Genomic DNA, 22,058 nt, shown 5'->3' with positions numbered 1-22,058 from the left:
ATGCCGAGGGGCCCGTCGCCGGCGTGGCCGACGGGCTCCTCGGGTCAAGCGTGGGTGTTACGCCGCGATCTTCGCAACGGATCCAGATACTGCGGCGGGATGAACTCCGGTAGTCCATCCCCGGCCATCCGGACTTCCCAATCCCCGTGGTGGATCAGCCGGTGATGGAAACCGCACAGCAGCACGAGGTTGCGGAGGTCGGTGGGGCCGCCGTCTGCCCAGTGATGAATGTGGTGGGCGTGACAGTTCTTTGGCCTGCGATGACACCCCGGGAACGCGCAGCCCCGGTCACGGATGTTGAGTGCCCGGCGCTGGCCGGGGGTGACGAACCGTCTCAGCCGTCCCACGTCCAGCGGCTCACCAGCCGCGTTCATCACCACCGGGAGCATCAGGCAGTCGCAGGCCGCCATCCGTGCCTCGCGGGCGGTCATCTTTCCGACGAAGTCCACACACGCCGTGCCCAGACCGGACTTCAGCTCGTCGAGGCCAATGGTGACGTGGATCAACGTCCGGTAGCCGCTGGTCCCAGGCTGATCCGGGCACGCGACCGCCAAGTCCAGCAGCTCGGCCCAGGCATCGCCCTGACGCTCGGCCTTCGTGCGCAGATCGGCTTGGCCGAACTCGTCCATCGGTCGAGGCTTCGCATACGCCTCAAGCACGGCCGCGGTGCGGGCACCCAACTCGTCGTCGAGGAGGCCGTTCAGTGTCCAGTAGCCGTCTTTGCGGCGTTCCAGGGTGACTTCCCGGCGGGGCTGGGCGGGTTCGGGATCTTTGGGTTCCTTGCCGTCCGGATCCAACCAGCCCAGCAGCTGGTCCCCGAGATCCGACACCTGCTGGGGACCCGCCTTCCGGGCGAGATCGGCGAGGGTTGTCTCCGCGTGCTCCCGATCCTCCACCGATACCTCGGCGGGGATTTTCCGGAGGATCTCCACGATCTGCTTGATCCGTTCCTCGCCGATCGCGCCGTCCGCCGCCGCAACAGCTGTCGCCGGTGCGAAGGCCGGGATCTCCGTGCCATCCAAGCCACGCGTCGGATTCAGATCGACAGCACGCTTCACATACGGCCGCGCCTCGCCCTGGCTCAGTCCGGCGATATCGGCGAACCACGCCACCGTTGTCCCATAACCGTATAAGTCTTTCGCGCCACGAGAATCAATCTCCGCCAGATACCGCCCCAAACCGGCGGAGGCGACCCGCACCACCTGCAGAAACTGTTGCACGCCATGAGCAAGCTCCAGCTTGCCAGCGCGCCACAACTCCTGCGGCAACTCGGGAACAAAGGCCTCGGACACCCCACAATAATACCGCACATCTATCGAACAGGTGTTCGTACTTTAAGCAACAATGAACCGAATAAAAGCCACTGAAGGGTGATTTGGCGAAGCCGCTCGGTCACAAGTCGCGAGCACCCGAGCAGCATTGCGGGAGGAACGGTCCACGACCACTCGAAACCGGGAAGTCCCTGACTCGACGTCGTCGGGCTCCCACAGAACCGACACCACCAAAGTCCATACGCGACAGCCCCGGTGCAGCCGGACCGAACCGGATCGTGTCGGGATTTCCTTCCCTGCCAACGGACTCCCGGCAGCCCGCGATCGCGTCCAGGCGACCCACAAGCTAGCCAGAACGTTCGTTTGCATCAAACCGCGCCCTTGAAGCGGTTCACCCGAACGGCCGTTAACCACTTACTCCCGTCGGACGACTTCCTGGCACGAGAGGAGACCGTCATGAACGCGCTCGAGCCTTACCAAGGCACCCTGATCACCTACTCCGTCCTCCGCAGGCTCGTGGGGACGATCGGCTTGGTTCTGCCGATTGTGCTCGGCCTGGGCGGCTACCTGCTGTTCGGCCTGCCGCTGCGCCCGTCGATCAGCGCGTACTATCACACCGGAATGCAGGACTGGTTCGTCGGCAGCATGTTCGCCTTCGGGGTGTTTCTGCTGGCCTACCGGCTCGGCAAGGCGGACAACTGGATCGCGACCTTCGCCGGAATCCTCGCCATCGCGGTCGGGCTGTTCCCGACGGCCCCTGAGAACGCGACCGAACGCCCAGCAACAGCCGTGATCCACTTGATATGCGCCGCAGGGCTCTTCGTGCTGCTGGCGGCCCTGTCGATCCTGTTCGCCCGACACCGCACGGGTTACACACCAGCACGCTGGAGGCAATGGGCCCACCGCATCTGCGGCGGCCTGATCCTCCTCTCGGTCGCCGGTTCCGCCTTGGTGATCGCGACGACCAGCGACGACCTCCGAACCGCCACATCCTGGGTGTTCTGGTGGGAGACCCTGGGCGTGGTGGCGTTCGGGCTTTCGTGGTTCATGACCGGCCGCCCCATCCTCCCGAAGGCCGTCCCGATCATCCCCACCGACGACGAACCGGTTCCACTACCCGTCACCTGACCGCGGCGGGCGCCCGTGAGCGCCCGCCGCCGTCACTTCAGGCTCACTTGCGGCCGTTGATATCCGCCGTCGTGATCGCGAACCGGCCGACCGCCCATGCCATGGACCGGCTGAACTGGTCGAAGATGGTCTGGTTCACGTTGCTGTAGCCGTCGCATCCCTGGTGGTAGCAGGGATCCAGCATCTGCCCTTCGACGCCGCCGAACAGCTTCACCCACTCCGCGGACTTCAACCGGTCCGAGCCCGCGTTCACGCCACCGGCGGCGATCCCGGCGTTGACGAACGCGGTGTGGTCGGATCGACCGTCCAGCACCAGATCGACGGTCGGGAGCTTCTGGTCGGCGAAGTAGCCGTGGACCAGCTGCGAGATCTTCGCGGAGCCGGCCGGGGCAGGCCCTTCGGGCGTCTGTCCACTGTAGACCTGGCGGGCGAAGTTCGGCGAGCCGATCATCTCCAGGTTCAGGTACAGGGCGGTCTGCTTCCGCTGTTCCGGGCTCAACTGGTCGACGTAGTACTGCGACCCGGAGAGGCCCTTCTCCTCCGCCGCCCACCAGGCGAAGCGAACCTTGTTGCGCAGCAACGGCGCGTAGCGCTTGAGCTGCAGCGCCGTCTCCAGCACGGTCGCGGCGGCGGCGCCGTTGTCGTTGGCGCCGGGCGTCGTGTCCACGCTGTCCAGGTGCGCGCCCATGACGATCGTGTTGTCCGCGCGGCCGGTCGGGGTGTCGGCCAGCAGGTTGAACGTCTTGGTGGTCGAGTCCTGTCCGCGCAGGTCGAGCCGGACGGTGACCGGGCCGGCGGCCACGTCGGCGGCGAGCCGTTCGGATTCACCGCGGGGCAGGGTCGCCGACGGGATCTTGGCGTCCTCGGGCGGAACCATCCGGTAGCGGAGGTTGAGATCGGGGTTCGGCGAGTCCGCGTTCATCAGCATGGCCGCCGCGCCCACGGCCGCGGCGGTGTTCTGCTTCTGCGTGATGAAGCAGTCCCCGACCCTGACCAGGACGATCTTGCCCCGCACGTCCTGTCCCGCGTAGTCCTCGGCAGTGCAGCCGGTGTCCTTGACGGCGGGCACGGCGACGGTCGCGGTCAGCCCTTCAGCCGGCGTGGAGACGGCGAACCTGACGATGAGCGGCCGCAGCGTGCGGGCGTTCGGCGAAACCACTTCCGCACGTTCGGAGTGGATGGCGTAGTCACGGAAAGAGAATTCCTGGCGTTGGACCTGGTAGCCCGCGGCCCGGAGTTTTCCGGTCAGATAATCCGCCGAGGCGGTGTAGCCCGGCGACGCCGAATCGCGGTGGCCGCCGTTCGCCGCCGTCGCGGCCATCAATTCGCGCAGGTGGCGAGCCGAATTCGCGCCGGTGACCTGGTCCGACATACGTTCGGCCAGCCAGTTCGCGGGTCCTCCGCCGGTCGCCTGCGCCGTACTCGTGGCCAATTGCGGTATGACCAGCAGGGCGGCGGCGAGAACGGCCGTCGCCTTCCTGAATCGTGATTTCCTCATGCTGTGGTACCCCCATTGTTCATCTCGGTGGTGTCGCCACTGTGGCACCGGGAACGCGCGCAACCGAAATCGCACCGGTAACCCGCCGGTGCGATTTCGGACGTACTCCCCAGTGCGCCAGATGATAGCCGCCCGCTATCCGTGGGCGACCCCGGAGCAGGATAAGCAGCGCCGGGCGGTGGTCTATACCGCCAAAGTGGTGTTCCGCCACCCGGGGCCGACTACCGCCGGTGATATTTCTGTCGGCTGATCAAAGTTCGACAACGGGTACGAACGCCACCGGTGCAGTACCACCCAGCGCTTTGGCCAAATCGGCGATGGTCGGCTGGTCGAAGAGCTGGGCGATGGTGATTCCGGGGTAATGTTTGCGCAGCCGCGCGAATACGGCCAGCGCCTTGAACGAGTCTCCGCCGCTCTCCAGGAATCGGTCGCTCCGCCCGATGTCGGCCCGCCCCAATACCTCCCACCACACCCGGGCGATGACGTGTTCGTCCGGCGATTCCGGCGGTTCGGCGGGCTCGTTTCGCAGGTCAGACGGTTCCGCGGCGAGGGCGCGCAGTTCCGCGGTGTCGACCTTGCCGTTGACCGTGACCGGGATCCGGGGGACCAGGCGGAAGCGGCTGGGCACCAGTTCGGGCGGCAGCCGCTCCAGCAGCTTCTTCCCCAGCCCGGCGGGGTTTTCCGGGCCGACCACGTAGGCGGCCAGTTCCAGCGGTCCTTCCGCGGATCGTTCGCCCGCGACCACCGCCTGCCGGATCCCGGGCAGGGCGAGCAAGGCGGCCTCGACCTCGCCCGGCTCGATACGGTGACCGCGGATCTTCAGCTGGCCGTCGGCGCGGCCGAGGTACTCCAGTTCCCCTCCCTCGCGCCGCACGACGACGTCGTCCGTGCAGTAGAAACGGGTCCCCTCGACCTCGGGGAACTTCGCCGCGGTCAGCCCGGGGTCGTTCCGGTAGCCGCGGGCCAGTGACGCCCCTCCGATGTGGAGGACACCGGGCTCACCGTCCGGGACGGACGCGCGCCGCTCGTCCAGCACCCGGAATTCGGTACCCGACAAGGGCAGGCCGATCGGTACCCTGACGGCGCCGGACTCGACCCGGACCTCGTGCATGGTCACCACGATCGTGGCCTCGGAAGGGCCGTATCCGTTGTAGACCTTGAGATCCGGCCTCGCGGCCAGGATGGCTTCGGCGAGTCTGGGTGGGAACGCCTCCCCGGCGAGCATGACCGCCCGGGCGGGCAGCACGTCGGCGACGTCGCCCGTGCCGGCGATCGCCTCCATCTGGGACGGCACCAGCGTGACCCAGTCGACCGGATGCTCCCGGATCTCCGCGGCGAAGGCCACCGGGTCCAGGATGGTCTCGCGGTCGTAGATGTCGAGCCGGGCACCGGTGAGCAAGGCGCCGTACACCGAGACTTTGCCCAGGTCGGCCGCGAAGGTCGTGGCCAGGCCGTAGCTGCCGATTTCCAGTCCGGCCAAACCCTTGGTGAAACCCTCGAGGTAATTCGTCACCGCGCCGTGGGTGACCTCGACCGCCTTCGGCTTCCCGGACGAACCCGAGGTGAATACCAGGTAAGCGAGTTCTTCCGGTGTCCGGCCGGGATCGACGCGATAGGGGGCGGGCGGTGTGCGTTCGACCACGACTGTTCGCTCCCGTAAGACCGAGGGAACCCTACTTTCGTTGTGTGAATCGGTGATTATCGCCATGGGTCCCGCGAGCTCGAGTACTTCCGAGATGCGGGAATCGGGATGCGCACTTTCGAGGTGGACATAAGCGGCGCCGACCGCCCAGGCGGCCGCCACACCCACCACCGACAAGGGTGACCGATCCACGAGAATGGCCACTACCGAACCCGGCCGGACCCCGAGTTCGCGCAGGCTTTCTGCCGCGCCACCTGCGGCGGAGCCCAGTTCCGCATAGCTCAACGTCTTTCCGCCGTGGCGCACGGCGGGGCGGGTCCCATTCACTGAAATGATGTCCCGGACCAGCTCCACCACTGTCGATGCGCAGTTCTCCCGCACGGGTAACGTCGACACTCGCCTACTCCATTCTCGTGAAAACAGTCCGACTCTGCTGACGCGCACGGCATCGCGTGTATCTTCAATTTGAGCAGGAGCGGCAGGACCGAATGCGAGCGTAACACAAATACAGCACTTCACTGGGGCTTATCGATCGTCCGGAGTAATCACTTCCCGATTATTCCCGGTCAGATCTCTGGGAGCATCCTCACCCGATCCGGATCTTCACGTTTAATCAACACCACGATCCCGATCGGGCGCCTTGACGAGGACTGCGACGATGTTACAGTCGAATCACGTCGCGATGCGGCGGACTTACTGGGGAACAGGGGGCAAGGCAGCTCGCCATCCGTCCTGCTCACGAACGTGCAGGTACAGCCGAGCGGGTAATCGATTAATCGCCGATCAGCAGGCCGCCGCATGCCGCGACCTGGTATTCACCGTGCCCGGCGAGCGCCGATTGAACCGATATCCGAGAGCGAGGAGAATTCGTGTCAGGCGTGGCCGACGTTTCTGTCGCGATCATCGGGGTGTCCTTCGAATTACCGGGGCTCACCGAGTGGGAATCGTTGACCGAACTCTTCCGCTCCGGTACCGATCGCGTCGGGCAGATGCCCGGCGACCGGGCCGGGGAAACGGGGCTGGCGCCGGATTCCTCCGGCCAGCCCGGTGCGTGGCTGAACCACATCACCGGTTTCGACCCCCGGTATTTCGGGATCTCGCGAGCGGACGCCGAACTGATCGACCCGCGGCAACGGCGGATGCTGCACCTCGCCGTCGGCGCGCTCGGGGACGCCGGTTACGCGCCCGCCGAGCTGCGGGGCAGCGACACCTCCGTGGTCGTCGCCGCGTACGGCGGAACCGAACCGACGCTGCGAGAACTGCTTCCCGGCGATCGCGCGACCGACGGGCCCGCGGTGATCGGGAGCATGCCCGCCTATTCCGCGGGCCGGATCGCGTATCACCTCGACCTGCGGGGCGCCGCCACGGTCGTGGACACGGCCTGTTCGTCCTTTCTGGTCGCGCTGCACGAAGCCCGCCGGAAACTGGCCAACGGTGAGCACGACCTCGCCCTGGCGGGTGGTTTCGAGCTCATTCTCGGACCACCGCCACGCCGTCCCGAGAACGGCGACGGCCTCGGCGTGCTGTCGCCGACCGGGCGCTGTCGTCCGTTCGACGCGGACGCCGACGGCACCACGTTCGGCGAGGGCGGCGGTTTCGTGGTCCTCAAAAGGCTTTCCGACGCCCGCCGGGACGGGGACACCGTGCACGCGGTCCTCCTCGGCAGCGCCGTCAACCAGGACGCGGGGCGCGCGAACGGCCTCACCTCCCCCAGCCCCGCCGGGCAGGCCGAGGTCATCACGAAGGCATGGCGTGACGCCGCCGTCGAACCCGCGGACATCGGCTACCTGGAAGCGCACGGCACGGCGACCAAGATCGGTGACCCGATCGAACTGCAGGGCATCAGCCAGGCCGTCGCGAACTGGCCCGGGTACGCCGGGCGGATCCCGATCTCCTCCGCGAAGGGCAACTTCGGTCATCTGGACTGCATGGCCGGATTCGCCGGGCTGCTCCGGGTCCTCGCCCAGTTCCGGGCGGGTCAGCTGTTCCCGACCGCGCACTTCCGCGAGGCCAATCCCTTGGCGGACTGGGCATCGGGCCCCGTCCAGGTCGTCGGTGACGTCCGGCCGTGGCCGGCGGACGGGTCGCCGAGGATCGCGGGCATCAGCAGTTTCGGGCTCAGCGGCACCAACGTGCACGTCGTGCTGGAGGAAGGCCCGCGGCCGTCCTCACCGTCCACATCGGACCGTGAGTCCGTGATCCTGGTCTCCGCCCGCGATCAGGCCGGGCTGCGGTCCCTCACCGGACAGTTGCGCTCGGTGATGTCGCAGGCGGGTGCCCCCGGTGTCGGCGACCTCGCCCGGCAACTCGCCGTCGGCCGCGAGCACTTCGCGCACCGTGCCGCGTGGGTCGTCCGCGACCGGAACGAGTTGCTGCGGGAGCTCGGGAGCGAGCCGGACGAGACCGCCGTGGCCACCCCGCCGCCGGTCGTCCTGGCCGTCGGCGGCGTCCCCGCGCCCGCTGACACGAAGACGTTGCTGGACTGGGCCCGCGACTATCGCGGATTCGCCACGGCCACCGCCCCGGCCGCAGCCGAACCTGCCGCGACCTGGTCGCCCGCCGCGCGGGCGGAGATCCACGCGGCCGGTCTCCGCGCGATCGTCACCGATCTGGGGGTCGCCCCGGCCCTGGTGCTGGCCCACGCGTCCGGCGCCGCGAAGCCGGACGTCACGAAACTCGGTGCCGCGCTGGCCTCCGTTCCCGACGGGACGATCGTTCTCGATCTCGCGCCCGGCGGCGCGCTCAGCACCGCGATCCGCGAGCTCCGTCCGGCCGCGAACCTGCGGCCGGTCTCCACCCCTGCGGAGTTGCTGCGCGTGTTGTACCTGCTCGGGTTCGAGCTGGACCTGCGGGCCGCGGTGCCACCTCCGCCACTGCGGGCCCGGCTCCCGGTCGCGCCGTTGCTCGACGAGCACTGCTGGCCCCTGGAGACGACACCGCCTTCCCCCGATTCCGCCGAAACACCGGAACTGTCGGTGGCGGACCAGGTTCTCGAGTTCGTCCGCGCGGTGCTCAAGGAGCCGGACACCACGCTGGACGACGACTTCTTCGCGCTGGGCGGCGATTCGCTCAACGGCGCACAGCTGGTCAGCCGGATCAACGAGCACTTCGGCACCGACATCGAAGTGCTCGATCTGTTCGACCACACCGAGATCAGCGGGATCGCCGAAGCCGTCGCCGCCGAGATCCCCGCCGAGATTTCCGCGGCGCCGTCACCCGCGACGAGCGTGCCGACCGCCGAAACCGGACCGCTTTCCGGACAGCAACTTTCGATCTGGGCAGCCGGACAGCTCGACCCGGACTCGAACGCCTACAACGTTCCGGAGATCCTGTTGTTCGACGGCGTCGTCGATACGGCGGCCGTCGGCGAGCGGCTGGCGGAGCTGGTCCGCAGGCATCCGATGCTGCGCACTGTCTTACGGGACACCGAATCCGGCCCATGTCAGGTAGTGGAGACGGGCAGGACCGTCGCACTGGAAGAAGTCCGGCTCGACCTCTCCCGCCTGTCGTACGCCGACGCGCGAGCGGATCTGGAAGCGGGCCTGGCGGAGCTCATCAGTCCGGCGCTTTCGCCCTATGAGCGGCCGGTCCGGGCCCAGCTCGTCCGGATCCGGTTCGCCGACACCGAACGGGACGCGCTGGCGCTGACCGTGCACCACCTCTTCTGCGACGGCTGGTCCTGGCGGATCCTGCTGGCCGAACTGACGCGCGGGCCGTCGGACGACATACCCGCCCGGACCTACTTCGACCTCGTGCGCGAACAGAACGAGGCTCTGGCGGGCGAACGCGGACAACAGCTCACCCGGTTCTGGACGGATTACCTCGGCGGCGCGCCCGAGGTGGCCCTGCCCACCGGCCACCCGGAACGGGCGATCGTGCCCGGCTCGGGCGGCGTGCTGCCCTTGGAGCTGGACGACGCCCTGTTCGACGGGCTCAAGGAACTCGCCCGCCGCGAGCGCGCGACGGTGAACATGGTGCTGCTGGCCGCGTGGTCGGTCCTGTTGTGGCAGATCACCGGCGTGCGAGACCAGAGCGTCGCCATCCCGGTGAGCGGCCGCGAGCGCCGGGACGAGGACGTGGTCGGCTGCTTCGTCAACACCGTCGCGATCCGCTCGAAACCCTTGCCCGAAGCCCTTTTCCGCGACCACCTCGCCGACGTCCGCCGGTCCCAGCTCGCCGCGCTCGCGCACGCCGAACTGCCCACCGACCGCATCGTGCGGCTGGCGCATCCGGGAGGCAGCGCCATGCTCGCCGCGACCAACTTCGCCTACCACGCGGGGGTCGAGCCGATCACGGAGTCCTTCGGCGACGGCGGTCCCGGCGTCGAACTGCTCGACGTCGACCCGTCGGCGCCCGCGTACCCGGTCAGCGTGTCGGTGCTGGAGTACGGCGGCGAACTGCGCGGCCGCGTCAAGTACGCGGCCGACCTCTTCGAGCGCGCGACCGTCGAAGGGTGGATCGCGGACTTCGAAGCCCTGTTGCGGCGGCTGGCCGAGAACGGCGAGAAGGAGTCACTCCTGGAGCTGACCGGCACCGCACCGGCCGCCGTCGCCTTGCCCGATTTCCGGTTCTGAGTCCGAGGGAGCGGTATGAGCACCAGTATCAGCCCGTTGACGAGCCGCGACGACGGCGAAGTGCGCGACGGTGACACCGCCGTCGCGGGGCTCTTCGACGCGCTCGGCACCGAGCGGGCCGAAGCCTCCGCCGACTGGTCCGCGCGCGCGGCCGCCCGGCTGGCCGCGATCACCGGTGGCGACCCCGTCCTCGGCTGGACCGTCGTCGCGGCCGCGACCGCCGTCGTGCTGCGCCGTTTCGGTGCGCACCAGGGCATCACGCTGCTGGCCGGACCTCCTTCGGGTGAGCGGTTCCCGCTGTTCCTCCGGCCCCGGCCGGAACTGACCGTCCAGGAATGGCTCGGCGAGGTGCGCACCGCGGTCGCCGAAGCGATGGCGCACGAGACTCCCGGCGACAGCCGCACACTGGAGCTGGTCTGGGGCGATCGGCCCGGCACCGCCCCGCTGGCTCTCGCCTGCGACGCGCGCGGAATCCGTGCCGGCTCGACGATCGCCGATCCGGCACGCCTGCGGTACCTGGTCGACGGGATCGGTGTCGTGCTGGAGGAGGGCCTGCACGACCTGGGCCGGACGGTCAGCGAACTGGGTGTGCTCGACGACGCCACGACGGCACTGCTCGCCGGGTTCAACGAGGCCGAACCGTTGGACAGCACCGTTCCGTACCGGGAACTCGTGCTCCGGCAGGCGCCTGACGCACTGGCCGTGGAGGACGACATCGAGTCGTTCACCTATGCCGACCTGTGCCGTCACGCCACCGCGATCGCGGTGCGCCTGCGGGCCGAAGGCATCGGCAAGGAAAGCCTCGTCGCGCTGGCCGCCCCGCGTGACGCCTGGTTCCTGGTGACGGCGGTCGGGATCCTCTTCGCGGGCGCCGCGTACATGCCGGTCGACCCGGCCACTCCCCCGGCGCGGCAGGCGGATCTGATCCGCCGGGCGGACGCGCTGATCGCCGTCCCCGGCGTGGCGGGCGCGTCCGGGCGACCGCGCTTCGACCTGGCGGAGCTGCGAAACGCGCCCGCGGGAGACGTCGCCGACCTCGGTCCGGCGCCCGAGCCGGACGACCTCGCCTACGCCATCTTCACCTCCGGCTCGACGGGGCGCCCCAAGGGCGCCTGCATCGAGCACCGGTCCTTCCTCAACCTGCTCGCCACGCGGGTGCCCGACTACGGGCTGAAACCGGGCTCCACTGTCCCGCAGACCGCGCCGCTGACCTTCGACCTGTCGATCTGGCAGATGTTCGCCGGGCTCACCGCGGGCGCGACCGTGCGGGTCGTCCCCGACGACGTCGTCCGCGATCCGGCCGCACTGCTCGCGCTCGCCGTCCGGCACCGGTTCGGCTGCCTGGCGCTGGTGCCGACCTACATCGCGGTTCTGCTGGACGAACTCCGCGACGACCCCGCGCTCACCGCGCGCCTGCGCGAGCACCTGCACCTGATGATCTCGACCGGTGAGGTCCTGAGCCCCGGCCTGGCCGCCCGCTGGCACGCCCAGCTGCCCGGCGTCCCGCTGCTCAACGCCTACGGTCCCGCCGAGGTCGCCGACGACACGACGGGCGGCCCCGTCGGTCCCGACGAGCCGCGGCACACGCCGATCGGGCTGGTCCTGCCGAACGTCACCGTGCACATCCTCGACCCGGACCAGCGGCCGGTGCCGCCCGGTGTCACCGGGGAGATCCACATCGGCGGGCGCAGCGTCGGCCGCGGCTACCTCGGCGAACCCGCCATGACCGCGTCGGCGTTCGTGCCGGATCCTTTCGCCACCACCCCCGGCGGCCGCCTGTACCGCACCGGTGACCTCGGCTACTGGCGTGCGGACGGCGCGGTCGTCCTGCTCGGCCGGGCCGACAGCCAGGTCAAGATCCGCGGCAGGCGGGTCGAGATCGGCGAGATCGAACATCTGCTGGAGACCTCGCCCGACGTCGCGAGGGCCACCGTCGAGTTGCTGGACGAGCACGGTCTCGCCCGGCTGGTCGCCTTCGCGACCGCCTCGATCGGAGGCACGCTCGACGCCGAGGATCTGCGCCGGTTCGCCGCCGAGCGGCTGCCGGACTACATGGTCCCGAACCAGGTGATCGTGCTGGATTCCTTGCCCTGGAACGCGAACGGCAAGGTCGACCGGCGGGCGTTGCGGGCCGTGGCCGCCGAAAAGCGCTCCCGCGAGGAGTACGTCGCGCCGCGCACGCCGGTGGAGGAGACGTTGTGCGAGGTGTGGGCGGCGCATCTGCCCACGGCCGACAAGATCGGGATCCGGCACGGCTTCTTCGCGCTCGGCGGGGACTCCATCGTCGGGATCCGCATCGTGCAGGAGGCCAAGCGGCGCGGTATCACGCTGCGGCCGCGGCACATCCTGGAACACCCGACGGTGGAGAAGCTCGCCGAGGTCGCCATCCCGTTCGAGGACCCGGCGGAATCGGACGGCGGCGACAGTGGTCCTCTCACGCCCGCTCAGCAGTCCTTCCTGGCTCGTGGGGTACCGAACCCGGATCACTGGAACCACGGCGTCTCCTACGATCTCGGCCGCCACTACGACCTCGGCGAGATCACGGCCGCGGTGCGGGTGCTGGCCCGGCGGCATCCCGCGGTGCGCTCGCGGCTGGACCTGACCGGCGAGCCGCGTCAGTACGCGGTGCCGGAAGCCCCGCCGGTCTCCGAGATCGACCTGACCGGGGTGCCGGCCGCCGAGGTGGACGAGCGGGCGCATCGAGCCGCCACCGGCCTGCACGAAGGGCTCGACCTGCGCTCGGGCCCGGTGGCGCGGTTCGGCCTGCTGCGGATCGACGACGCCCCGGACCGGCTGGTCGTCGTGATCCACCACCTGATGGTCGATCTGTTCTCCTGGGACCTGATCACCGACGAGCTGTCCGTGATCCTCCGCGACGGCGACGACGGCTCGCTGGAGCGTCCCGGCCCGTCCCCGGCGGCGTGGGCCGCGGCCTTGACCGGTTACGTGCGGACCGATCCGGCCCGGCTCGGCGCCGGCCACTGGCTCGACCGGGACTGGTCGGGGTGCGCCCAGGTCGTCCCGGACGGCCTGGCCGGGGTGGAAGGGGCCGTCGGCGACGTCCGCACCGTCCTGGACGAGGCGGCGAGCCGGGCGATCGCCGAGACGGCGCGCGAACGCGGGCTTTCGGTCTACGAATGCCTCCTCGGCGCGCTCGGCGCCGCGTTGCGCGAGTGGACCGGCGAAGACGGCGAGGCGCTGGTCCAGCTCGGCGGGCACGGCCGTGAGGACGTCCTCGACCTCGACCCCAGCCGGATCGTCGGCTACTTCAACTCGGCTTACCCGTTCGCGTTGCCGCTTTCGGCGAGCACGGACGACGTCGCAGCGCTGCACCGCTCGGTGCCCGGCCGGGGATTCGGCTTCGAGACGGCGCGGTTCCTGCATCCCGACGCGGACGTCCGGGCCCGGCTCACGGCGCTGCCCAGACCGCGGCTGCTGTTCAACTTCTGGGGCACCCCGGCCTATCTGGCCGACGGCCGGGACGGTGGCGCGCTCGGTGCCGTGCGCATCGAGGGCACCGGCGCGGACCGCGATCCCGCCATGCCCCGGCCGTACGCGCTGGAGTGCTACGCGGTGTTCGCCGGGTCGCGGTTGTCCGTGTCCTGGTTGCACAGCGCGGATCTGTTGTCCGCCAAGCGGGTCCGCGCGCTCGCCGACGCCTTCACCGAAAGCCTGCCGACCCTTCGAACCGGGAGCCAGTCGTGAACTACACCGTCGTCGTCAATCACGAAGAGCAGTACTCCGTGTGGCCCGCCGCCACCACTCCGCCCGAGGGCTGGCGCGAAGTGGGCTTCAGCGGCACCAGGGAGGCCTGCCTCGCGCACATAGCGACCGTGTGGACCGACATCCGGCCGGCGTCGGCGCGAGCGGCCGCCCGATGACCGGACCACTCGTCGTCGTCTACGACCAGGGCGCGGCGCCACCGGGCGAGATCGCGGTCGGCTTGGCGTCGTTGACGCCCTGCCTGTTCGCGATCCCGGTCAACGAGCACACCACCGCGATGCGCCCGCTGCTGGAGCAGTTCGGCCGGGTCACCGCGATCGAGTCCGTCGACGGCGCCGCGCGGGAACTGGCCGCGCGGGGCGCGGCGGGAATCGTGACCTACAGCGAAAAAGCGCTCCGGCTGACCGGGGAGCTCGCCCGCGCGCTCGACCTGCCGTACCTGGGCGAGCAGACGCTGACCTACCTGACCGACAAGGCGAAGCAGCGGTCCGCGTTGCGGGCCGCGGGTGTCGACGCCGTGCGTTTCCACCCCGTCACCACGCCGGGCGAGTGGGCGGCCGCGGTCGCCGAGACCGGTCTGCCCGCCGTGCTCAAGCCCCTGTACGGCGGCGCCAGCATGAACACCTACCTGATCCACGACAGCACCGACGGCGAAGCGCTGGCCCGGCGTCTGCTCTCGGAGGGCGCGCCCGGCTACGACCCGTCGGGCGGGCTGATCCTGGAGGAGTACCTGCCCGGCCGGGATTGCGGTGCCTTCGGCGACTACGTCTCGGTGGAGAACGTCGTCGTGGCAGGCCGGATCGACGATCTCGCGGTCACCGGGAAACTGCCGATGGTGCCGCCGTTCCGGGAGACCGGCCGGTTCTGGCCGTCGCCGCTGGGGCGGGCCGAAGACGACGAGATGCAGGCCGTCGCGCGCGGGGCGATCGCCGCGCTCGGCATCACCACCGGCCTGGTCCACACCGAGTTCAAGCTCACCCCCGACGGCCCCCGGCTGATCGAGGTGAACGGGCGGCTCGGCGGTGGCATCAGCGAACTTTCGATCCGCGCGCTCGGCGTCAACCTGATCGAGATCGGCGGGCGGATCGCCCTCGGCGAGGACGTCCACGTGCCGCCTCCGCCGCGGGACGCGGTGTTCTTCCAGCAGTTCCATCCGGCACCGCGGCGCAAATGCGTGCTGGACGGCATCGACGGGGGCGAGCGGGTCCGCGAACTGCCGGGGGTGAGCGTGTACCGCCCGTTCGGCAAACCCGGCGCCACGTTGCCCGGCGGGGTGCACACCCACGAACTCGACATGACCATCGGCCGCGTCGGCGACCACGCGGAACTGGCGGGCCTGACCGCGGCGATCAGCGGACGGCTGGTCTTCCGCTTCACCTTCGAGGACGGCCCGCGCGCCGTCAGCGGCGCGGAGATCGGCGCCCTGTGACGAATACCCGGAGCGAGAAGACGATGACTGACACCACCGGCCACGCCGAGGACGCGCTGGCCGAGATCTGGCGGGACGTGCTCGGTATCGAGCGGGTCGACGGCGACGCGGACTTCTTCGCCCTCGGCGGTGATTCCCTGCTCGCGCTGAAGGTCATCGGGGCGGCGGCCGAGCGGGGGATGCACCTCACCCTGGTCGACCTGTTCCGGAACCCGACCGTGCGCGGGATGTGTTCGGCGCTGGGTGCCGAACCTGAGGACGACACGGCCGAGTTGCTCTCCCCCGAAGACCTGGCTCTCGCCCCGGCGAGCGCGGAGCGGGTCCACCCGGCCACCCGGCTCCAGCTCGGCCTGATCTACGAATCCCTGCTCAGCGGCGGAGAGCTCTACCACGAGGTGGTGTCGCGGGTGGTCGACCGCCCGCTCGTCGAGGAAACCCTCGCGAAGGCACTCGCCACCGTGTCGGCACGCCATCCCGCGCTGCGCTCCGGATTCGACCTGGTGTCGTTCAGCGAAGCGATGCAGGTGGTCGAAAAGCAGGCCACGATCCCGCTCGAGGTCGCCGACCACCGGGGCCTGGCGGAGGACGCCGTCGCCGACCGGCACGAGCAGGTCATGGCGTCACTGGGGCAACCGTTCGATCCGGAGACGGCACCACTGATCCGCGTGCATGCCGCCGCGCTCGACGACCGTTCTTTCCGGTTTTCCCACGCGTTCCACCACGCGATCATGGACGGCTGGAGCGAATCGCTGTTCGTCAGTGAAGTGGTCCGCGTGTACGCCGCCCTGCTCGACGGCGGCAGCGTGGATCTGGGCAAGCCCGCCCCCGCCGAGGACTACGTCCGGCTCGAGCGCGCCGCGCTGCGCGACACGGACGCGCGGGCCTACTTCGAAGGCCTACGGCCGCATCTGGGCGCGGAACCGCCGTCGGCCACCCCCGACTTCCGCAAGATCGGTTTCGTCCTGCCGTCCGACCTCACCGCGGCGCTGTCGAAACGTTCGGCGTCGTGGGGAGTGCCCCTGAAATCACTGATGCTGGTGACCCACGCCGCCGCGGTCGCGTCCCTCACCGGGAACCCGGCGCCGGTGATCGGGATACCGGTCAGCGGCAGGCCGGAGGTGACCGGCGCGGACCTGACCATCGGGCTGTTCCTCAACTATCTCCCGTTGCGCCTGCCGGTCACGGACGGCACCTGGCGGGAGGCCGCGGATTCGGCGCTGGCCGCCGAGAACACGCTGCTCCCGTACCGGCGCTTCCCGGATTCCGAGGTACGCAAGCTGCTCGGCCGCCGTCCGTTCGACTCGGCCTTCAACTACGTCCACTTCCACGCGCGCGACGGCCTGCTCGAAGCCGGTCTGCTGCGCCCGGAGGAGGACATGCGGGAACGGGCCGAATTCCCGATCCGCATCGAGACGCTGAACGAGCCACGCGCCGGCGGCGTCCACTGCGAAATCACCGTGGATCTCACCCGGCACGGCAACGACGCCCTGGACCGGCTGCGCGACGACCTGCTCACCGCGGCGGACCGGCTCGCCGGTTCTCCCGCTGACTCGGTGTCTCTGCCGGGCGCTGCCTTCGACAGGAGCAAAGCATGACCCTCGCGAACATCGCGGACTTCGCCGACCGGGCCGCCGACGACCCGCACGGCCACCACCGCGCCGATCCGGAGCTGTTCGGCCTGATCGAACGCGAACGCGTCCGCCAGGACGGCACCCTCGCCATGATCGCGGCCGCCAGCGTGGCGGATCCGTCGGTGCTCGCGGCCGCGGGATCCGTGCTCGGGAACACGACCGCGGAGGGCTATCCGGGGGCGCGGTTCCACGCCGGGAGCGCGATCGTCGACGAGATCGAACAGCTGGCCATCGATCGCGCGCAGCGGGTCTTCCACGCCCGGTACGCCAACGTGCAGCCGCATTCGGGCAGCAACGCCAACCAGATCGTCCTGTTCAGCCTGCTCTCCCCCGGCGATGTCGTCCTGGGCATGGCCCTCAACGCCGGCGGGCATCTGACGCACGGCGCGTCCGCGTCGGTCACCGGCCGGTACTTCACCTCCGTCTCCTACGGCACCGACCGCGCCGGCCTGATCGACTACGACCAGGTCGCCACCCTGGCGCGGGAGCACCGGCCGCGGGTGATCGTGTGCGGGGCCAGCTCCTATCCCCGGACCATCGACTACGCCCGGTTCCGGGCGATCGCCGACGAGGTCGGCGCGTATCTGCTCGCGGACATCTCGCATGTGGCCGGGCTGATCGCGGCGGGACTGCACCCGAGCCCCGTCGACCACGCCCACGTCACCACCACCAGTACGTACAAGCAGCTCTACGGTCCCCGCGGCGGTCTGATCCTGCTCGGCAAGGACGCGGACGCGCCGGTCGCGGCCCGGCGCGGCCGGCCGCTCGCCGACGTCATGCGCAACGCCGTCTTCCCCTACTTCCAGGGCACGCCCGCGTTCGATTCGATCGCGGCCAAGGCCCGCGCGCTCGATCTGGTGCTCACGCCCGAATTCCGCGCGCTCGCCCAGCGCATCAGGACCAGTGCCGACGCGCTGGCCGTCGAGCTGATGGGGGCCGGGTACGAGGTGCTCACCGGCGGCACCGACAACCACCTGGTGCTGGTCGACGTCGGCCAGGCCGGGCTGACCGGGGTGATCGCCGAACAGGCGCTGGAGTCGTGCGGCATCGTCGCGAACAAGAACGTGATCGACGGCGACCCGCACGGTCCGCTGGTGACGAGCGGTCTGCGGTTCGGCACGAACATCCTGGCCGCCCGGGGCCTGACCGACGACGCGGTGATCCGCTGTGCCGGGCTGGTCGACCGCGTGCTGTCGGCCGTCCGTCCCGACGGCGACCGGATCTGGCATCTCGACGAAGCGGTCCGCGCCGAAGTCGGTGCCGCCGTCCGCGATCTCTGCGCGGAGTTCCCGCTCCGGCAGGTCCACTGGGGACAGTCCTGATGGACGTCCGGATCGGCGGCGCCTACAACGGGCCCGCGCACAGCGCGAACGGCGGGTACGCGTGCGGCGTGTTCGCCGGGCTGGCCTCGTTCCCGGAGGCGACCCCGCCCGCGGTCACCCTGCACACGCCGCCGCCCCTCCAGACCGATCTCGAGGTCCGGGCGGGAGCCCGGCGCACCCAGGTGTGGCACGGAGAACGGCTGATCGCGACCATCGGCCCCGAAGCCGGGAAGGTCGAGGAAGTCGAACCCGTCACGGTGACGGAGGCGAAGCAGGCGGAATCGGCTTTCGAAGGCTGGCAAGGACATCCGTTCCCCACCTGCTTCGTCTGCGGCGTCGAACGCGCGCCGTCCGGCGGCTTCCCGGTGACCCCCGGCAAGGTCGGCGGCCGCGATCTCGTGGCGTGCACCTGGACCCCCGAAGCGGACGACGACGGCGAAGTACCCATCGCCCTGGTGTGGAGCGTGCTCGACTGCCCCGGCGGCTGGACCGGCGACCCGGTCCGGGAACCGATGGTGCTCGGCCGGATGAGCGCGATCGTCCACAGGAGACCGCTCCCCGGGCGCACCCATGTGATCGTCGGCAGGCTCCGGCGGCGGCACGGCCGCACGGCCAACGTCGGCACCGCGCTCTACGACGAAACGGGCGGACTGCTGGCCAAAGCGGCCTCGGTCTGGATCGCGCTGGATTCCGGCAAGCGGGAAGAGAAGGGATGACCACAGTGTCCACCACATCCACCATGGAGGAACGCACCCTCGACGCCGCGCCCGCGCGGTCCGTCGTCGACGCGTTCGGACAGCAGGCCAGGAAGAACCCGGGAGCCGTCGCTGTCACCGATGGTGCCAGGGTCCTGAGCTACGGCGCACTCGACCAGTCGTCGGCGAAGCTCGCGACCGCACTGCGTGCGGCCGGTGTCGTACCGGGGGATGCCGTCGGCATCGTCCTGCCGCGTTCGGCGGACCTCGTGGTCCTGCTGCTGGCGGTCCTGAAAGCGGGCGCCGCCTACCTCGTCCTCGATCCGCACACCCCGGACTCCCGGCGCGACACGATCCTGCGGGACGCGGGCCCCAGGATCGTGATCACGGAAGAACCCGTTGCGGCGCCGGGAAGTTCGTGGACGACGCTGGCCGAACTGACGGCCCGCGCCGAACACGTCGACGCGACGGAAGCGATCGACGTCGGAGGGGAAGACACCGCCTACATCGCGTACACGTCGGGCTCGACCGGCACGCCGAAGGGCGTGGTCGTCCCGCATCGCGCCGTTCTCCGGCTCGTCCTCGGCGCGCGCTTCCTGCCGGTCGGTCCGGAAGACGTCTTCCTCCAGCTCGCGCCGGCCGCGTTCGACGCGTCGACCCTCGAATTCTGGGGAGCGCTGCTCAACGGCGGCAGGCTCGTCGTCGCACCGGCGGGAGAACTGCGTCCCACCGACGTGACCGCGCTCGTCCGCGAGGAGAAGGTCACCGTCCTGTGGCTGACCGCGGGACTGTTCCACCAGGTGATCGAAGCGGGGTCGCGGGACCTGACCGGACTGCGGATCCTGATCGCGGGTGGCGACGTCCTCTCACCGTCCCATGTGGACAAAGCCATCGAGGCGCTGCCTTCCACCACCGTGCTCAACGGTTACGGCCCGACCGAGAACACGACGTTCACCTGCTGCGCGGTCCTCGACCGGCCGGTGGGCGCGCGCAGTGTCCCGATCGGCCACGCCATCACCGGGACGAGGGTGTACCTGCTCGACGAGCAGGGCGCCCCGGTCCCGGACGGGGAACTGGGCCAGATCTTCGCCGCCGGCCTCGGTCTCGCGCACGGCTACCTCGGCGCGCCCGCCGCCACCGCGGACCGATTCCTGCCCGATCCCTTCTCCGGTGTCCCCGGCGATCGCATGTACGCGACCGGCGACCTCGGCCGCCGTCTGCCCGACGGGCAAATCGAGTTCGCGGGCCGCAACGACCGGCAGGTCAAGATCCGCGGTTTCCGGGTGGAGCCCGCCGAAATCGAGGCCGCGTTGCGGACCCACCCGGAGGTGTACGACGCCGCCGTCCTCGCGCTGCCGTCGGGCACCGGGCACAGTCTGGTCGCGTACTACGCCTGCGACGACACGATCATCACCGCCGGGCTGCGCGCCCATCTCGGGGAAACCCTGCCGCCGTACCTGGTCCCCGGCCGGTTCGTCCGGCTGGACGAACTCCCGCTGACCGCGAACGGGAAGGTCGACCGCGACGCCCTCGCCGGTCTGCCGCTTCCGGAACGCGGAGATCTGAGCACCGACTACCGCGCGCCGGGAACCCCCTTGGAGGCGTGGCTCGCCGAGCTCTGGGCGGATCTGCTCCAGATCGACCGGATCGGCGTCGACGACGACTTCTTCGAGGCGGGCGGGCACTCGCTGGTGGCGGTCCGCCTGACCACGGAGATCAGCGAAGCCCACGACGTCGACGTGCCCACCTACGCGTTCTACGAGAACCCGTCCGTGGCGGAACTCGCCGCTCTGATCGACGGTGAAACCTCGATCGAGAAGGAGCCCCGATGAAGATCAGCGCCGACGACACGGCGGTGGCCCCGCACGAGATCGACGAGGCGGACCTCCACGCGCCGACGCTCTACGGGTCCGGTGATCCGCATCCGGTCTGGACCGCGATGCGCCTGCACTCACCGGTGCACCGTCAGGTGCTGCCCGACGGCCGCTCGTTCTGGTCGGTCACCAAGTACCACGACGTCAACGACGTCCTGCGCGACCACACCCGCTTCACGTCGAACCGGGGCACCCTGCTGTCGATCCTGGGTGGCCGCGATCCGGCGGGCGGCAAGATGATGGCGGCCAGCGATCCGCCCGTGCACACGTCGATGCGGCGGCCGATGATGGACATGCTTTCGGCACGGGCCCTGCGGCCGATGGTCCCGAAGGTCCGGCGGGTCGTCAATCGCATGATCGCGCCGCTCGCGACGGGTTCGTGGAACCTCGCCCGCTCCGCCGCCGACTTCCCGATGGCGTTCACCGGGACACTGATGGGGCTCCCCGAAGCCGACTGGCCGCGGCTCACCCGCCTGACCACGATGGCGGTCGCCCCGGACGACCCGGAATTCCGCCAGGGCAAGGGCGGCGGCACGCTGGCTTCGGCGCACCACGAACTGTTCTCGTACTTCTCGGGCGAGGTCCGGCGCCGGGCTGGCGAACCGGGTGACGACCTCGTGGGCGCGCTGATGCGGATGAGCGTCGGCGGCCGCGCCTTCCGGCACGACGAGATCGTCTACAACTGCTACAGCCTGCTGCTCGGCGCGAACGTCACCACGCCGCACGCGGTCGCGGGAACGGTGCTGGCCCTCATCGAGCACCCCGAGGAGTACCGGCGGGTGGCCGACGACCCCAGGCTGGTGACCAGTGCCGTGGAAGAAGGGCTGCGCTGGTCGTCACCGGCGAACCACTTCATGCGCTATGTCGTGCAGCCCACGGAGATCCGGGGCGTGGAACTGCGGCGCGGTGACGCCGTCGTGGCGTGGCTCGGCTCGGCCAACCGGGACGAAGAGGTGTTCGCCGACCCGTTCCGTTTCGACGTCGCCCGCTCCCCCAACCGGCACGTCGCCTTCGGTTTCGGACCGCACTACTGCATCGGCGCTCCCCTCGCGCGGATCGCGCTGCGCCTGCTGTTCGAGGAGATCGTCGGGAAGGTCGCGGAGTTCCGGCTAGACACGCCGGTCGAACACCTCACGTCCAATTTCGTCGCGGGCATCAAGGACATGCGCGTCTCCGCCCGGTTGCGTCAAGGCGCCGAAGAAGAACTGGAGGAAGCGATCGCGGCCGACGGGCCGATTCCAGCAACCCGGTGATCCTCCCTTCGCTCTCAT

At 69.9% G+C, this 22,058-nt stretch carries 13 protein-coding genes; 10 read left to right on the top strand and 3 right to left on the bottom strand.

The window, feature by feature from the left end; genetic code table 11:
- Window positions 1-44: 44 nt before the first annotated feature.
- A complete protein-coding gene (locus BKN51_RS08450; protein WP_101607090.1) occupies window positions 45-1,292 on the bottom strand; it encodes an HNH endonuclease signature motif containing protein in 1,248 nt (415 codons plus the stop codon).
- 435 nt (window positions 1,293-1,727) lie between these two features.
- Here BKN51_RS08450 and BKN51_RS08445 point away from each other — a divergent pair, with 435 nt between their 5' ends.
- Window positions 1,728-2,399: a hypothetical protein gene (locus BKN51_RS08445; RefSeq protein WP_101607089.1), complete on the top strand. Its 672-nt coding sequence runs from the start codon at window positions 1,728-1,730 to the stop codon at window positions 2,397-2,399.
- Between the two features lie 43 nt (window positions 2,400-2,442).
- Here BKN51_RS08445 and BKN51_RS08440 read toward each other — a convergent pair whose 3' ends face one another.
- Together BKN51_RS08440 and BKN51_RS08435 are read right to left on the bottom strand one after the other, a co-directional pair.
- Window positions 2,443-3,897, bottom strand: coding sequence for a M28 family peptidase (locus tag BKN51_RS08440; RefSeq protein ID WP_101607088.1), 1,455 nt, complete (start codon window positions 3,895-3,897; stop codon window positions 2,443-2,445).
- 250 nt (window positions 3,898-4,147) lie between these two features.
- On the bottom strand, window positions 4,148-5,866 hold the full coding sequence (locus BKN51_RS08435) for a non-ribosomal peptide synthetase (protein ID WP_255414913.1): 1,719 nt from the start codon (window positions 5,864-5,866) through the stop codon (window positions 4,148-4,150).
- 551 nt (window positions 5,867-6,417) lie between these two features.
- Here BKN51_RS08435 and BKN51_RS08430 point away from each other — a divergent pair.
- Genes BKN51_RS08430 through BKN51_RS08390 form a run of 9 tightly spaced genes read left to right on the top strand, consistent with a single transcriptional unit; the run spans window position 6,418 to window position 22,040 of the window.
- Entirely contained in the window at window positions 6,418-10,113 is a 3,696-nt protein-coding gene (locus tag BKN51_RS08430; protein WP_217359064.1) for a condensation domain-containing protein, read from the top strand.
- A 15-nt stretch (window positions 10,114-10,128) separates the two neighbouring features.
- Window positions 10,129-13,818 carry a non-ribosomal peptide synthetase gene (locus BKN51_RS08425; protein ID WP_101607085.1) on the top strand — a complete coding sequence of 1,230 codons (3,690 nt, stop codon included), beginning with the start codon at window positions 10,129-10,131 and terminating at the stop codon, window positions 13,816-13,818.
- Window positions 13,815-13,994, top strand: a complete 180-nt coding sequence (locus BKN51_RS08420; protein ID WP_101607084.1) for an MbtH family protein — start codon at window positions 13,815-13,817, stop codon at window positions 13,992-13,994. Before BKN51_RS08425 ends, BKN51_RS08420 begins: the two co-directional genes overlap by 4 nt.
- Window positions 13,991-15,265, top strand: coding sequence for an ATP-grasp domain-containing protein (locus tag BKN51_RS08415; RefSeq protein ID WP_101613117.1), 1,275 nt, complete (start codon window positions 13,991-13,993; stop codon window positions 15,263-15,265). The genes BKN51_RS08420 and BKN51_RS08415 overlap by 4 nt, the downstream gene beginning before the upstream one ends.
- Window positions 15,266-15,288: 23 nt before the next feature.
- Window positions 15,289-16,860 (top strand): condensation domain-containing protein, encoded by a 1,572-nt coding sequence (locus BKN51_RS08410; protein WP_102906636.1) that lies wholly within the window; start codon window positions 15,289-15,291, stop codon window positions 16,858-16,860.
- Entirely contained in the window at window positions 16,857-18,218 is a 1,362-nt protein-coding gene (glyA, locus tag BKN51_RS08405; protein ID WP_101607082.1) for a serine hydroxymethyltransferase, read from the top strand. Before BKN51_RS08410 ends, glyA begins: the two co-directional genes overlap by 4 nt.
- Entirely contained in the window at window positions 18,218-18,934 is a 717-nt protein-coding gene (locus BKN51_RS08400; protein ID WP_199193111.1) for a hypothetical protein, read from the top strand. The genes glyA and BKN51_RS08400 overlap by 1 nt, the downstream gene beginning before the upstream one ends.
- A complete protein-coding gene (locus BKN51_RS08395) occupies window positions 18,931-20,745 on the top strand; it encodes a non-ribosomal peptide synthetase (RefSeq protein WP_233224190.1) in 1,815 nt (604 codons plus the stop codon). Before BKN51_RS08400 ends, BKN51_RS08395 begins: the two co-directional genes overlap by 4 nt.
- Entirely contained in the window at window positions 20,742-22,040 is a 1,299-nt protein-coding gene (locus tag BKN51_RS08390; RefSeq protein WP_101607080.1) for a cytochrome P450, read from the top strand. The genes BKN51_RS08395 and BKN51_RS08390 overlap by 4 nt, the downstream gene beginning before the upstream one ends.
- Window positions 22,041-22,058: the final 18 nt, after the last annotated feature.

The organism is Amycolatopsis sp. BJA-103 (assembly GCF_002849735.1).
In the GTDB taxonomy this organism is placed as follows: domain Bacteria; phylum Actinomycetota; class Actinomycetes; order Mycobacteriales; family Pseudonocardiaceae; genus Amycolatopsis.
This window is presented reverse-complemented; position numbering and strand designations above follow the sequence as displayed.

What these genes read in the sequence shown, in the direction of transcription:
- BKN51_RS08445 (WP_101607089.1), top strand. Translation starts at nt 1,728, where the DNA reads ATGAACGCGCTCGAGCCTTACCAAGGCACCCTGATCACCTACTCCGTC.
- BKN51_RS08440 (WP_101607088.1), bottom strand. Translation starts at nt 3,897, where the DNA reads ATGAGGAAATCACGATTCAGGAAGGCGACGGCCGTTCTCGCCGCCGCC.
- BKN51_RS08425 (WP_101607085.1), top strand. Translation starts at nt 10,129, where the DNA reads ATGAGCACCAGTATCAGCCCGTTGACGAGCCGCGACGACGGCGAAGTG.
- BKN51_RS08415 (WP_101613117.1), top strand. Translation starts at nt 13,991, where the DNA reads ATGACCGGACCACTCGTCGTCGTCTACGACCAGGGCGCGGCGCCACCG.
- BKN51_RS08410 (WP_102906636.1), top strand. Translation starts at nt 15,289, where the DNA reads ATGACTGACACCACCGGCCACGCCGAGGACGCGCTGGCCGAGATCTGG.
- glyA (WP_101607082.1), top strand. Translation starts at nt 16,857, where the DNA reads ATGACCCTCGCGAACATCGCGGACTTCGCCGACCGGGCCGCCGACGAC.
- BKN51_RS08400 (WP_199193111.1), top strand. Translation starts at nt 18,218, where the DNA reads ATGGACGTCCGGATCGGCGGCGCCTACAACGGGCCCGCGCACAGCGCG.
- BKN51_RS08395 (WP_233224190.1), top strand. Translation starts at nt 18,931, where the DNA reads ATGACCACAGTGTCCACCACATCCACCATGGAGGAACGCACCCTCGAC.
- BKN51_RS08390 (WP_101607080.1), top strand. Translation starts at nt 20,742, where the DNA reads ATGAAGATCAGCGCCGACGACACGGCGGTGGCCCCGCACGAGATCGAC.